We start from the raw sequence: 14,202 nt of genomic DNA, 5'->3' as shown, positions 1-14,202 counted from the left end.
ACAAAAGCAATAAAAGTTTTTACACTTTAGCTATTTTTAAGTGAAATAGATCGCGCATAGGAAGAGCACTTAAGTTTGTTGAAAATCGTAGATTTTCTTTTTATGTGAACTTATATGTAGTCTGATTGTGAACTTAATGTATTTTAAAATGTCAATCTCTTTTGTGACTTTTGTGGTTGAAAAATAAACGGAAACTTTATAAGAGCATATTTAAAACGTATTTACATGATTTTTTACCATAAATTCGAAGTACGCTGGAGTGATCTTGATGCCAACAAGCACTTAGCCAATTCATCATATGTACAGTACTGTGCGCAGTCCAGAATGGCCTTTATGACCAAAGAAAAAATGGGAGTTACCCAGTTAAGCCGATGGGGAATCGGGCCGGTGATCATGCATGAAAGGTATTCTTTCTTCAAAGAAATCTATGCAGACCAGACGGTTATTGTAAGCCTGGAAATCGATGGATGCTCAGAAGATTCATCCATCTACAGATTTGTCCATAAATTCTATACGCCGGACGGAGTACATTGTGCTACTGCGGAAGCTACTGGAGTATGGATCGATATGATGCTGAGAAAAATGACAACACCACCGGATGATGTGGTAGAAGCAATGAACAAATATAAAAGCCCTGAGACCATCGTGATGACCAGAGAAGATTTCAAAAAACTTCCTTTCCGTCCGGATAATGTGGATCCGGCAGAATTCACGAAATAAAATTCAAGGTTAATGTTCAAAGTCATGAATACATTTTACACTGGACATTTTACAAAATAGAAAAAATTATGTTTGAAGATAAATCACAGGAACTGACCCCCATCTCCAAATTAGGAGAATTCGGTCTTATAAAGCACTTGACAGAACATTTTCCACTGTCCAACGAGTCTTCAGAACTTGGAGTAGGAGATGATGGCGCTGTTATCAATCCTGGAAATAAAAAAGTTGTTCTGACAACGGATGTCCTTGCAGAAGGCGTTCACTTTAATTTAGGCTATGTTCCTTTAAAGCATTTAGGATACAAAGCGGTTGTCGTGAACCTTAGTGATATTGCAGCCATGAATGCTGTTCCTACACAAATTTTGGTTTCTCTTGCCGTTTCCAGCCGTTTTCCGGTGGAGGCTTTGGAAGAGATTTATTCCGGAATCCAGGCAGCATGTGCAAGATATAAAGTAGACCTTATCGGTGGAGACACAACAAGCTCCAATTCCGGGTTGGTGATGAGCATCACCGCTGTAGGAATTGAAAACGATGAGAATATCGTAAAAAGAAGCGGTGCAAAACCGAATGACCTTCTGGTAGTAAGCGGAGATCTTGGCGGTGCCTATATGGGGCTTCAGATCCTTGAAAGAGAACATGCCGTTTTCCTTGCAGACCCGAATATGCAGCCTGAAATGGAAGGGTATGATTATATCCTGGAAAGACAGCTTAAACCTGAAGCGAGAACCGATGTGAAAACCATCCTGGAAGAACTGGGTATCAAACCGACTTCAATGATTGATATTTCTGATGGTCTGGCTTCTGAAATCCTTCATCTTTCTGATCAGTCCAAAACAGGATTCAGACTCTACGAAGAGAAGATCCCGATGGACAGCTTAACAATCTCTACGGCGGATGAAATGAACCTTAATCCTGTCATGACGGCATTAAGCGGTGGTGAAGATTATGAATTGCTGTTCACCATTTCTCCGAATGATTTTGATAAAATTAAAAACCATCCTGATTTTACAATCATTGGTCATGCAGTAGAGAATGAAGAGGGGAACCATATGGTTGCAAGAGGCTCCAATCAGCTTGTACCACTTACGGCACAAGGCTGGGACGCTTTCCTGGGTAACCAGCAGAATGGATAAAATTATATTTAATTTTGAATATTGTAGAAAACCGCAGCACTTTTTTTGCTGTGGTTTTTGTTTAGCCAAATAACATTAAAGAAGTGCATAGATGAATCCATCAGAAAAAAATATCCCCGTGCATCATCTGACCTCCGAACAGTTTCAGCTGATGACTCTGGATAGCGGACATCCGGAGAACTTTAATGATGTTCACCGGCATAATTTCTTTGAAATCATATGGTTCAGACAGGTGAAGGAAAACAGCAGTTTAGAACTGGATTTTGAACATCATTCCCTCAAAAATAACCAGATCTGTATCATTGCACCGGGACAGGTTTTCAATATGAAGCTGAAAGGTGAAAAAGGCTATGTGCTGGCCATAAGCCGGGAGATATTTAAAGAAGTCTGCGACATAGAAACAATCCTCACAGGTGGAACGTGCCCCTTTTCTTTGGATCCTCAAAGTGCAGAAACTTGCAGTACTATTATCTCGCTTATGGAAGAGGAATATAATGGAATATCAAGGATAGATTTATTAAAAACCTACCTAAGAGCATTCTGTATCATTATAACCGAACAGATCAATTTGCAGGATCCCTCAATTAATGACAGACAACGCATCCAGAAGCTGGTAAGCCTGATCGAGGAACATTATACGGTCGAGAAGGACACCGGATTCTATGCAGATCAGATCAAGGTAAGTGCCCATCATCTGAATGATATTGTCCGCCTTTCAAGAGGAACGACCGTGAAAAAGATGATCGCCCAGCGATTGGTGCTCGAAGCCAAAAGAGAACTCAGTTTTGGCGCTTTAACCGTTAAAGAAATTGCTTTTAAACTGGGGTTCAGCGATGCCTCTTACTTCTCACGATTTTTCAAAAAGCATACAGGTCAGAACCCAGATGGGTTTAAGGCCGGAAAAGAGTAGGTAGATTTTTAGGTTGAGGCTAAGGCTGAGATTGAGAAGTGTCAATGGTCAATTTTGCTGCGCAAGTGAATGGTGAATTTGTGGGGGAGATGTCAGACACAAGACATCAGATTTCAGACAATCCAAACCTGCACCTTAAAACTCATCATTTATAACTTTCCAAAACCCTCTCACTCTAAAACCCTCCAACTCTCCATCCTCTCTAACCCCGCATCATAAAATTCATCACTCATAATTAATAACTTATAACTATCCAAAACTCTCAAACCCTAAAACTCTCCGACTCTCAAACTCGCCCCCGTATCCTCACTTTGTGCTGGTCTTCCTTCAGTTCCTGTATGGTAAAGCTATATTTTTTAGAGGAATTTTGCAGGACGAAAAAACCGCCTTTGCGGAACCTTTAATGATTGACTGACCTTTTATGAGAAATTTAAGTATCGTAGTGTTTATTCTGGCACTCCTCAACACCCTTGAATCACTGAGTATAGACCTCTATCTGCCGGCTTTCCCAAGTATGGCTCAGATTTTCCAGACCGATATCGGGCATATTCAGATTTCTATCTCTGTGTTTTTTGCAGGATTTGCCTTCGGACAGCTGCTTTGGGGTCCTTTATCAGATAAAACAGGTCGTAAACCAATGTTGTATTGCGGGCTTTTACTTTTTATTATCGGAGCGACTGCGATATTTTTCACAGAAAATATTTATGTATTGTGGGCGATGCGTTTCTTACAGGCTTTCGGGGGAAGTGCCGGAATCGTCATTGGCCGCGCCATAGTCATTGATCTTTATGACAGGCAGAAATCCGTATCCATCTTTTCACAGCAATCCCAGATCAGTGGAATTGCTCCTATTGTAGCTCCGTTATTGGGAAGTGTTTTTCTTAAATTCTGGGGATGGAACAGTTCGTTTGCTTTTTTAACGATTCTTGGTCTGATAACCCTGTTCATGGTATACAAATACGTTCCTGAAACCAATTCGAAAATGACACTTTCCGAAAATGCAGAAGACGAAAAAGGATTAAAAGATCACCTGAAAACCATACTTTCCAATAAAGAATTTATCAGCAGTACAATGATCGGGAGTATCGCTTTTGCCTCTCTGATCATTTACATTTCCAATGCCCCGTTTTTATTTATGGAGCTTCACGGATTCTCCAGTGGTGTTTTCAGCTTTATATTTGGTTTTAATTCATTAGCCTTAATAACAGCGGCATACCTTACTCCTAAATTGATTAAGAGAATAAGAGATACAAAACTTTTATTGGCAGCAACGCTTTTACTGCTTATTGTATGTAGCCTTCACATCCTTATTGCAGCGGGAAACCTTTCAGTAGCACTGGAAATTATGATGCTGTATCTGTCATTGCTGGCAATAGGCGTTCTTTTTCCTATTACTTCTGCTCATGCTTTATCTCCCTTTAAAGAAGGACGTGGAACAGCCGCAGCCGTGATGGGATTTATGCAGCTGATGGTTACTTTTTTACTCTCAGGACTGGCCGGATTTTTAGAAGCAGATTCCATCATGCCGATGGTTTTCATGCGTGCCTCGATCGCATTAATCGCCGTTTGGTTTGCCTACCGCTCATTTAAGAGCAAGAAAGTTTCTCTAGAATTGGAGAGCCCCAAAGGGGCGATTTAGCCAAAGAATTGGATAAAATCCTATTCTTTTATCATTTTTTATCGTTTTTATATCATCCTGTCATTTTTCCTTTTGGTCATACCATTCTGGCACTTAATCAAGTAATTTTTGAAAGCGACCTCCAAAAGTATCTCTTTGCATAAAATTTAAATTATGAAGAGAAATCTTTTGGCCGCCGCCAGTTGTCTGTTGGGCTATTGGGCCAGTGCTCAGTCCGGAATATCTGGTGAACTTAAAACGGAATATATTCCGTTTTCCAACTACATTCGTCCTGAAGACAGTGCGAAAACCAATTCCAAAAGTGATTTTAAAAGAGCAGACCTTAACCTCAGCATTCCATTGTCTATGAAAAAAGACAGCAGTGGAAGGGTAAAAGCATGGTCACTTCTGTTGAGTGGATCTTATGCAAAAATGAAGCATAAAGACTACGAAAAGCAGCTGTTTCCTGATCAGATGCTGAATGCACAGGTCGGAATCCAGCACATGAGACCTTTAGGAAAGAAATGGAGCATGATGATGACTGCCGCAGTAGGTGTGTATACAGATCTTGAGCAGGTAAGCTCCGACGATATTCTCGGACAGGGCGGTATTCTGTTTATCAGACATTTCAATCCTAATCTGGCACTTGGAGCAGGACCTGTACTTACGACGGCTTTCGGGGTTCCGATGATCTTACCCTGGATCTATTTCGACTGGAAAACAAACGGTAAAATTAAATTCAACATCAATTTCCCGGAAGGAATGGAAGCGGGTTATCTGTTTTCAGACAAATTTGCTTTGAAAGCGGTTGTTAACCTCAGCGGAATGACTGTGGAAAGAAATAAAGACGGAAAATCAATGTTACTGGGCTACCAACAAATTACAGCGGGAATCAGGCCGGAACTGAAGCTGAATGACCATCTTAGTCTCCGGTTGACAGGTGGAACAGCTTTGTTAAGAAGTTTCAGTGAAAACGACAGAAAGATCAAGAATATTTTCAAAGACAAAAAAATGATGGATCCGAAGTTTGCCAGCTCATTGTATGTAGCGGTATCGCTGAGGTGGAATTTGCCGTAAAGGCAAAGATGGAAGATGGAAGCGGGGAGATGGAAGTTACTAGTAGACAATTATTAGCTTGTAGACAATTGATTATAAGTATCTTTGTAAATTTAAATAAAAAAGACATAAAGTTGTTATTAGCAGCTTCAATAACCTCCCTCTTCCAGCTCCCATCCTTATTCAAAAAATCTAAAGCAATAAATTGAAACAAAAAGACAGTCATTTAATTATCGACAACAATAACTTCCCTCTCCCAGTTTCTCTCTTCCTTTCTATTTACTAATAAGCTTCTTATACACCACCTGATTCAGCAGCTCCTCTTTCCTTGTACGCGAAATGGGAAGTTCTGTTTTATTGATGAACAAACGTCCGCCAGAGATCATATCGATATGGGTAATATTGATCAGAAATGATTTATGTATTCTGAAAAAATGCTCAGAAGGCAGTGATTCTTCAATAGCCTTCATCGTTTGGTGAATCACCAGGGATTTGTCTTTAAAATGCAACTTGGTATAATTCTGCATACTTTCGATATACAGAATATCCACCCAGGATACCTTGATAAAGCTGTCCGATTGCCTTACATAGAGAAAAGGATCATCAAAAGGAGAGTTTTTCTTCATCTTTTCAGAGACGATAAACTGCTGCTGTGCTTTGTTCACAGCCTGATAAAAACGGTTGAATGCAATGGGTTTCAGAAGATAATCCACCACCTGCAGACGGTAACCTTCCAACGCATATTCAGAATAAGCAGTCGTGAGAATAGATAAAGGTGGGTTTTCCAGCTGCTCCAGAAATTCCAGACCGGTTAAATAAGGCATATTGATATCCAGAAAAAGAAGATCAATTTCCTTTTCCTTTACCATAGCATCGGCTTCCAGTGCGGTGGCGCAGGTACCTTCCACAGATAAAAAGTCAATTTGATCTGCAAGTTCTTTAAGGTGGAATCTAGCCAGAGGCTCATCGTCGATGATAAGGCATTTCATTTTAGGAATATTACTGCTCATTGTTGTCGGATAATTGTAAAGTTAAAGTTACTTTGTATACATTATCCGCTGCCACAATGGTAAGCTCGTGGGTATTCGGATATTGTAATTTTAAACGTTTTTGTACATTTTGAAGCCCGATTCCGCCGGAACCTTCCTTCTTTTTGTGGGCTGCCAGCTCTGAGTAACAGTTTTCAACATAAAACAAAAGAAAACCGTCTTTCTCCATACAGGAAATCTTTACATAGCCTCTATGTCCGGGAAGCCTGCAGACATATTTAAATGCATTTTCAATGAATGGAACCAGCAGGAGAGGTGCAATGAATGATTTTTTATTTCCGATACTCCAGTCCGCAGTCACTTCCAGCTCATTGCCCCATCTCAGTTTTTCCACTTCCACCAGATTTTGAAGATGCTCAATATCCTGGCCTAAAGGAACCAGATTCTGGCTGCAGTGGTAAAGCTGATAGCGTAAAATGTCAGAAAACTTAAGCAGCAGATAATCTGCAAGTTTTGTATCCGTTTTCATCAGAATATGAATATGGTTCAGAATATTGAAAACCACATGAGGATTGATCTGATCCTGCAATAATTTCAGTTGATTTTCCAAATGGGCCTGTTGCAACAGGATATGATCCCGTTCTATTCTTCCATGTTCCTGATAAAATTTAATTCCGCAGGCAGATCCGTTAATCAAAAAAGAAGCAGGCAGAGCCAGATAGAATCCTTTCCATAAAAAAGGAAGATGATCGATGAAATTCGGAGGAAGTTCATTCTTTGAATTGACTTCAATATACGTGAAAATCAGAGAATAAATAAAGCTTAATAAAACAATAACTGCAGTTGCCTGAACCAGAAATAATTTCATCTTTTTCGCTCGTAAAGCATTCGGAAGAAGCCTTGTGGTGAGAAAGTGAGTGAAAAAAAATGATGCGATAACAAGGACAATGGTCTGGAACAGTGCGGAAGGTTTGTCAGAATTAGCCTGAAAGTTGATGTACACAGCTGCCGCAAAGACAAGCCAGAACATCGTAACAAAAATATACTCTCTTAAAATAAAAGGTTTTGTCATGGAAGGAGATCAAGTAGATTTATAAAAAATTAGAAACTGCAGGGCGCAGTTTCTAATACGTAAAGATAATTTAAGTTTTTAGAACAGGAAGTATCCAATTCCTAGTGTAAAGCTGTGTGGCTTAGATTTAAACTCTTTGCTGATGCTCGAAAGCCCGGTTTCATATCTCAGATCTGCTGTGAAATTTTTATAATCCACACCAATACCTCCCGTAATTCCAATATTCGATTTGTCAAAGCTTTTAAAACCATCCTGTAATGCTTTGGACGTTGACAAATTGTTTTTAAAAGCATAACTGTAAACCCCGCCGGCAAATGCTCTTACATTAAAATCTTTCGTATTGATGAATTTATACCCGACTACTACCGGAATATCAACAGAATTCCAGCTTAATTTCGCTGAGGTTCCGTCTTTAGTGTCGAAAGAGGTTTTTCTTTTGTTGAATAAGGCTTCTCCTTGTACATAAAGGCTTCCGATATCCATTCTGGTCATGATGCCTCCCTGATAGCCGAACCCGTATTTCCCTTCCAAGGTGGAGGACTCCGAAGAGGTTTTTGTAAAATTTGCCCCGCCTTTAATCCCGATGTGGAAAGCGGGTGTTTGTTGCGCTTTGGTTTCTATAAAACCAATGATGCATAATAAAAATGTGCTTAGTGCTAAAAACTGATGTTTCATAAATTGCTTTTAATAATTTGATGCAAAGCAACAGCTATGAAAAGCGGGATAAAACTTTATTTGATGAACTGCAGGGATGCTTTGACAAGGATCTGTTTTTAGCGGGAAAAGCAAAAAAAAAACCGGAAGAGAATGCTTCCGATAGATATCTGTTAAAATGGTTCTAAATCTTCACAATTAGATGGTGGAATGCATCCTCCGGTACCGCCTCCTCCGGGTGTTCCTCCGCCTACGGAAACACATCTCCCGGGATTTCCGTCATCATCCATTTCACAGGCTCTCCCAAAATTACATTCACAGTCTGTCCAGCAGTAAGCAGATTCACCGTTCATATGACACCCGTTTCCACCTCCGCCAAGGATCGCTGACAGATCTTTTCTTGAAAATTTTTTGATTTTTTTCATAATAAATTGATTTTTAAAGTTAATAGTCTGATGTTTAAGTAAATATAATCAAAAAAACTAAATACTTTTCATCAACGAGAGAAATAAGGTGAAAAATTGAACGTAGTGAAAAAGAAAAACCCACTGCTTCTGCAATGGGTTGATCTGTATTATTTACTGAAGTTTAACTGTAAAGGAAGACTTACCACAGAAAGGACCGGCCGTCCGTTGGATTCTGCCGGTTTCCATTTACCTTTATCCTTGATACGGTAAAAACCGGCTTCTATAAAGGAGTTTACGTCTTCATTGTTCCCTTTTACTTTTGCATTGTAGACATTCCCTTTTGAATCTAAAGTAAATTTTAGGGTTACTTTGTAGGGATTGACGGCAAAATTCAGGAAAGTGAGATCTACAGCTTCATTTAAAAGCTTTTGAATAGCGGCCTTTCCGGTTTCGTATTCCGCTTCTTTGGTAATTTTAGGTGCCATGGGAGGCGGAGCATCCGTTATCATTTTCTTTTCCTCCTCAGAAATCTTCTCTAAGGCATTTTGATAAGACGCTATTTTTGCTTCCGTAAGGAGCCACTCCTGCTTGGTTCTTTCATCATTAGGCTTCGGATATTTCTTGTACAGAGACTTTAATTTTCTGTCGTACTTTGAATCAGCCTTCTCAAATTCAGAGACCTGCGCACTGCTGAATGCAAAAATGAACAGAAAGGCTAATGCTGAAAGTTTCTTCATCAGTATTAAGCTTTTACGATATTAATAATCACTTCAACTGCTTTTTCCATGCTTTCCAGCGCCACATATTCGTAAGGGCCGTGGAAGTTCATTCCTCCAGCAAAAATATTTGGACAAGGCAGACCCATATAGGATAGCTGAGCGCCGTCTGTTCCTCCTCTGATAGCTTTGATTTTAGGCTCGATATCAGCTTCTTTCATCGCTTTGGCAGCAAGGTCAATGATGTGCATTTTCCCTTCAAACTGCTGCTTCATATTACGGTACTGTTCTTTGATTTCAACTTCAGCCGTTCCTTCACCATGTTTTTGGTTAAATTCAGCGACTTTCTCCTCCATGAATTTCTTTCTGGCCTCATATTTTTCTTCATCATGATCACGAATGATGTATTGAAGTTTAGCCTCAGAAATATCAGCTGTGATATCCATTAAGTGGTAGAAACCGTCAAATCCTTTAGTTGTAGCCGGAGTTTCATTGGCAGGAAGCATTTGTATAAATTCAGCAGCCAAAAGACCTGCATTGATCATTTTTCCGTAAGCATAACCCGGGTGAACACTCAGTCCGTGGATTTTTACCACAGCTCCTGCAGCATTAAAGTTTTCGTATTCCAATTCTCCAACTTCGCTTCCATCCATCGTATAGGCCCATTCTGCACCGAATTTAGCAACATCAAATTTGTGAGCTCCTCTTCCGATTTCTTCATCCGGTGTAAATCCTACCGCAATTCTTCCGTGTTTGATTTCCGGGTGAGCGATAAGGTATTCAGCAGCGGTTACAATTTCTGCACAACCCGCTTTATCATCAGCTCCAAGAAGGGTATTTCCGTCTGTTGTAATAAGCGTTTGCCCTATATATTTTTTTAAGCTCTCGAATTTTGAAGAAGACAGGGTGAATCCTGTAGTTTCATTTAAAAGAAGATCACCTCCGTCATAGTTTTCCCAAATCTGAGGTTTTACATTTTCCCCGCTGAAATCCGGAGACGTATCATAATGCGAAATAAATCCTATGGTAGGCGTGTTGTCATTGTCAAGGTTAGAAGGAACATATCCCATAATATACCCATTGTCATCAATGGAAACATCCGCCAGGCCGATCGTTTTCAGTTCCTCTGCAATATACTTTGCAATGTCCCACTGTCGCGGGGTAGAAGGGGTTGCTTCGCTTTCCGCATCACTGGTTGAATATATTTTTACATAGGCGAGAAAACGGTTCAGTAATTTCTCTTTCCACAATGGATTGAATTCTATTATACTCATCGATCATAAATTTCCAACAAATATACAATGTAAATTTTTCAAAACTGAACTTTGAGGGATATTTTCAAAGGGTTATCCGGATTGATTTTTTTAATCTAAAGCTGCGATTTCGTTAATCAAATAAATTGTTATAACTTGCATCAATTATGATGTCCAAACGTTGCAAATATGCTTTGAAAGCGATGGTTAGATTGGCAAGAAACTACAACCAGGGATTTTTGTCAACAGCTATTATTGCACAGGATGAGAATATTTCCAAAAAATTTTTAGAGCAGATTCTTCTCGAACTGAAAAGAGCCAAATTAGTCAACAGTAAACAAGGGAACGCAGGAGGATATTATCTCCTGAAGTCTCCTGACGATGTTTCGCTGGCAGATATCTACCGTATTTTCGAAGGCCCGATTGCCTTAACTCCCTGTATTTCATTGAATTTCTACGAACCTTGCGACGACTGTGTCGATGAGGCAACCTGTTATCTCAGAAATGAATTAATCATTGTAAGAGAAAAAACAAGAAAAAGCATGATGGAAGCGACTCTTACTTCCTTTATAAAAAACAGCTGAAATTTTTTTTTAATTTTTATATCCTACTAATTTGGTAGGATAAATAGGATTTATATATATTTGCAGGAGTTAATTTCAATTCAACATGGAAAATACCCTGAAAATAGAATTCAATCAATTACTGGAAAAGGCCTCTGCAGGTGCTTTTAGCGCTGATTTTTTAGAAGTTCTTACCAACAGGTTTCCTGGTGAAGTCATTTTTTCTACCAGCTTCAGTTACGAAGATCAGGTAGTGACTCATCTGATAAAAAACCTGAATATTGATATTTTCACACTGGATACGGGACGACTTTTTGAGCAGACTTACGAAACCTGGACATCCTCCAGAGCTTTCTTCAAAAAAAATATTAAAGCCTATTATCCGGATCCGGAATCACTGCAGCAATTTGTTTCAGAAAACGGGCCGGATTCTTTTTATCAATCCGTAGAAAAGAGAAAAGCCTGCTGCAATATCCGAAAGGTTATTCCTCTAAAAAGAGCACTTCAGGGATACAAGGTCTGGATCACAGGTTTAAGATCAGAACATTCCGCAGGCAGAAAAGAAATGCCACAGCTGGAATGGGACCCGGATCACCAGATCATCAAGTTTCATCCCATCCTTCACTGGACCACAGAACAGGTGACAGACTATGTAAAAACGCATCACCTTCCTTATAATCACCTTCACAAAAAAGGATTTGTAAGCATAGGATGTGAGCCCTGCACCAGAGCTATCAAAGAAGGGGAAGATTTCAGAGCCGGCCGGTGGTGGTGGGAAGATGCCGATAAAAAAGAATGCGGCTTACATGTTCATCAATAAAAAAATAAAATATGTCATTATATCATTTGAATTATTTAGATCAGTTAGAAGCTGAGTCCATCTATATTTTACGGGAAGTGGCGGGACAGTTTGAGCGTCCGGCTTTACTGTTCAGCGGTGGAAAAGACAGCATTGTGCTGGCTCATTTAGCTGCCAAAGCATTTCCTCATGGAAAAATCCCTTTCACTTTTGTTCATGTGGATACAGGACACAATTTTCAGGAAGTTTTAGACTTCAGGGATCAGCTGACCACAGCAATAAATGTAGATCTGGTTGTACGAAAAGTGGAAGACACCATTCATAAAAGAAAACTGACGGAACCCAAAGGAAAATTCCCCAGCAGAAACTGGCTGCAGACCTTCACCCTTTTGGATACGATTGAAGAATTCGAATTTGATGCATGCATTGGGGGAGCCAGAAGAGATGAAGAAAAAGCCAGAGCCAAGGAAAGGATATTCTCTGTCCGGGATGAGTTTGGACAATGGGATCCTAAACTTCAGCGACCGGAATTGTGGAATATTTTCAATGGAAAAATTCAGAAAGGTGAAAATGTAAGAGTTTTTCCAATCAGCAACTGGACAGAACTTGATGTCTGGAATTATATACGGAGAGAAAATATTGGTCTGCCGTCTATTTACTTTTCGCATGAAAGAGAAGTAGTAGACCTTAACGGACAGTGGATTGCGAATTCCGAGTTTGCAGTTCTGGAAGAAAGTGATACCGTAACGACCAAAAGAATACGCTACCGTACCGTAGGAGATATGACCTGTACCGCGGCAGTAGAATCTGAAGCCGCTACAGTAGACACCGTGATTGAAGAAATTGTAGCCACCAGAATCTCAGAAAGGGGAGAAACGAGAATTGATGACCGGGTAACGGAGGCGGCAATGGAAGACCGGAAAAAAGGAGGCTACTTCTGATCGGTAATGAGCAATGAGTAATAAGCAATCATACAGCGTGGAAAATATCAGTAATAAATAAATTGCTCATTACCCATTACTTATTGCTGATCATTAATCAATCATCATTAATCATTTATAACAAAAACTCGTGGATATATTAAGATTTATAACAGCAGGAAGCGTAGATGATGGGAAAAGCACCCTCATCGGAAGACTGCTTTACGATAGCAAAAGTATTTTGCAGGATCAGCTGGAAGTCCTTGAAAAACATTCTAAAAATAAAAATGAAGACGGCGTAGATCTGGCGCTTTTAACGGATGGACTTCGGGCAGAAAGGGAACAGGGAATCACCATTGATGTGGCTTACCGATACTTTTCGACGTCAAAAAGAAAATTTATCATCGCGGATGCTCCGGGACACGTTCAGTATACCAGAAATATGATCACAGGAGCTTCCAATTCAGATCTGATGGTGATTCTGATCGATGCCAGAAAAGGAGTTATTGAGCAGACCAGAAGACATTCCATTATTGCTTCATTACTTAAACTGAAAAAAGTAGCGGTTGCAATCAATAAAATGGATATGGTGGACTATTCGGAAGAAGTTTTTGAAACCATTAAAGCAGATTATTCTAAGATTGCGGAAGGTCTGGGCTTAAATGATGTCACCTATTTCCCTATTTCCGCACTGAAAGGAGATAATATTGTTTCCCTGTCATCTGCTACAGACTGGTATCAGGGAAGTTCTCTGCTCGATTATCTGGAGGAGGTAGAACTTGATGATGTACACAACAGCGGAAGTCGGTTCCAGGTGCAGTACGTCATCCGTCCTCAGACAGAAAAACTTCACGATTACCGTGGATATGCGGGACAGATCATCAGTGGAAGTTTTAAGAAAGGAGATAAAATAGCCATACTTCCGGCAGGCATTATTACTGAAATAGAAACCCTGGAAGTGAATGGTGCTGAAGTACAGGAAGCATTTGAAGGGCAGCCAGCCGTCATACAAATTACAGAAGACATTGATGTGAGCCGTGGAGATTTCTTTGCCTCCGCAGAAGAACTGCCCAATGTTGAAAAAGAAGTGGAAGTATTATTGTGCTGGCTCGATCATAAAAGCCTGCAGCCAGGGAATAAATACCTGATACAGCATCACAGCAGACAGTTGAAAGCGGTGGTAAAACACGTAGACTACAAAATTAATGTCAATACGCTGGAGCAGGAAGCCTCAGAAGGAGAAATCAAGCTTAATGAGATCGCGAAAGTGACCATAAAGACCGCACAGCCTTTGGTTTTTGATGATTTTATAAGCAATAAAAAAACGGGATCGGCTATTTTGGTGGATGAAACCTCCAATGCTACCGTTGCGGCATGTATAATTCAGTAAGA

15 protein-coding genes are annotated in these 14,202 nt (G+C 40.0%); 9 read left to right on the top strand and 6 right to left on the bottom strand.

Annotated elements, in window-relative coordinates:
* Window positions 1-225: 225 nt before the first annotated feature.
* From IW22_RS04180 to IW22_RS04160, 5 genes are all read left to right on the top strand, one after another.
* Window positions 226-720: an acyl-CoA thioesterase gene (locus IW22_RS04180; protein WP_034724345.1), complete on the top strand. Its 495-nt coding sequence runs from the start codon at window positions 226-228 to the stop codon at window positions 718-720.
* 68 nt (window positions 721-788) lie between these two features.
* A complete protein-coding gene (thiL, locus tag IW22_RS04175; RefSeq protein ID WP_034724344.1) occupies window positions 789-1,853 on the top strand; it encodes a thiamine-phosphate kinase in 1,065 nt (354 codons plus the stop codon).
* A 91-nt stretch (window positions 1,854-1,944) separates the two neighbouring features.
* Window positions 1,945-2,763 (top strand): helix-turn-helix domain-containing protein, encoded by an 819-nt coding sequence (locus tag IW22_RS23515; protein ID WP_051891036.1) that lies wholly within the window; start codon window positions 1,945-1,947, stop codon window positions 2,761-2,763.
* A 421-nt stretch (window positions 2,764-3,184) separates the two neighbouring features.
* The gene (locus IW22_RS04165) at window positions 3,185-4,402 is read left to right on the top strand and encodes a multidrug effflux MFS transporter (protein WP_051891033.1); all 1,218 of its coding nucleotides are present in this window, start codon (window positions 3,185-3,187) and stop codon (window positions 4,400-4,402) included.
* 153 nt (window positions 4,403-4,555) lie between these two features.
* The gene (locus IW22_RS04160; RefSeq protein WP_034724342.1) at window positions 4,556-5,458 is read left to right on the top strand and encodes a DUF6268 family outer membrane beta-barrel protein; all 903 of its coding nucleotides are present in this window, start codon (window positions 4,556-4,558) and stop codon (window positions 5,456-5,458) included.
* Window positions 5,459-5,712: 254 nt separating this feature from the next.
* Here IW22_RS04160 and IW22_RS04150 read toward each other — a convergent pair whose 3' ends face one another.
* From IW22_RS04150 to pepT, 6 genes are all read right to left on the bottom strand, one after another.
* A complete protein-coding gene (locus IW22_RS04150; RefSeq protein WP_034724339.1) occupies window positions 5,713-6,447 on the bottom strand; it encodes a LytR/AlgR family response regulator transcription factor in 735 nt (244 codons plus the stop codon).
* On the bottom strand, window positions 6,437-7,498 hold the full coding sequence (locus tag IW22_RS04145) for a sensor histidine kinase (RefSeq protein ID WP_034724338.1): 1,062 nt from the start codon (window positions 7,496-7,498) through the stop codon (window positions 6,437-6,439). The genes IW22_RS04150 and IW22_RS04145 overlap by 11 nt, the downstream gene beginning before the upstream one ends.
* A gap of 78 nt (window positions 7,499-7,576) precedes the next feature.
* Window positions 7,577-8,173, bottom strand: a complete 597-nt coding sequence (locus IW22_RS04140) for a porin family protein (protein ID WP_034724337.1) — start codon at window positions 8,171-8,173, stop codon at window positions 7,577-7,579.
* Window positions 8,174-8,325: 152 nt separating this feature from the next.
* On the bottom strand, window positions 8,326-8,577 hold the full coding sequence (locus IW22_RS04135) for a hypothetical protein (RefSeq protein ID WP_034724335.1): 252 nt from the start codon (window positions 8,575-8,577) through the stop codon (window positions 8,326-8,328).
* A 149-nt stretch (window positions 8,578-8,726) separates the two neighbouring features.
* Complete coding sequence (locus tag IW22_RS04130; RefSeq protein WP_034724332.1) at window positions 8,727-9,296, bottom strand: hypothetical protein; 570 nt, start codon at window positions 9,294-9,296, stop codon at window positions 8,727-8,729.
* A gap of 5 nt (window positions 9,297-9,301) precedes the next feature.
* Window positions 9,302-10,549 (bottom strand): peptidase T, encoded by a 1,248-nt coding sequence (gene pepT, locus IW22_RS04125; protein ID WP_034724331.1) that lies wholly within the window; start codon window positions 10,547-10,549, stop codon window positions 9,302-9,304.
* Between the two features lie 146 nt (window positions 10,550-10,695).
* Between pepT and IW22_RS04120 the strand changes: the two genes are divergently transcribed.
* From IW22_RS04120 to IW22_RS04105, 4 genes are all read left to right on the top strand, one after another.
* The gene (locus tag IW22_RS04120) at window positions 10,696-11,112 is read left to right on the top strand and encodes an RrF2 family transcriptional regulator (protein ID WP_081873887.1); all 417 of its coding nucleotides are present in this window, start codon (window positions 10,696-10,698) and stop codon (window positions 11,110-11,112) included.
* Window positions 11,113-11,197: 85 nt separating this feature from the next.
* The gene (locus tag IW22_RS04115) at window positions 11,198-11,911 is read left to right on the top strand and encodes a phosphoadenylyl-sulfate reductase (protein WP_034724330.1); all 714 of its coding nucleotides are present in this window, start codon (window positions 11,198-11,200) and stop codon (window positions 11,909-11,911) included.
* Window positions 11,912-11,922: 11 nt separating this feature from the next.
* Window positions 11,923-12,831, top strand: a complete 909-nt coding sequence (gene cysD / locus IW22_RS04110; protein WP_034724329.1) for a sulfate adenylyltransferase subunit CysD — start codon at window positions 11,923-11,925, stop codon at window positions 12,829-12,831.
* Window positions 12,832-12,961: 130 nt separating this feature from the next.
* Entirely contained in the window at window positions 12,962-14,200 is a 1,239-nt protein-coding gene (locus IW22_RS04105; protein WP_034724328.1) for a sulfate adenylyltransferase subunit 1, read from the top strand.
* The last annotated feature ends 2 nt before the right edge of the window (window positions 14,201-14,202 follow it).

The organism is Chryseobacterium sp. JM1, assembly GCF_000737715.1.
In the GTDB taxonomy this organism is placed as follows: domain Bacteria; phylum Bacteroidota; class Bacteroidia; order Flavobacteriales; family Weeksellaceae; genus Chryseobacterium.
The sequence above is the reverse complement of the archived record's forward strand: the minus strand, read 5'-3'. Positions and strand labels throughout refer to the sequence as shown.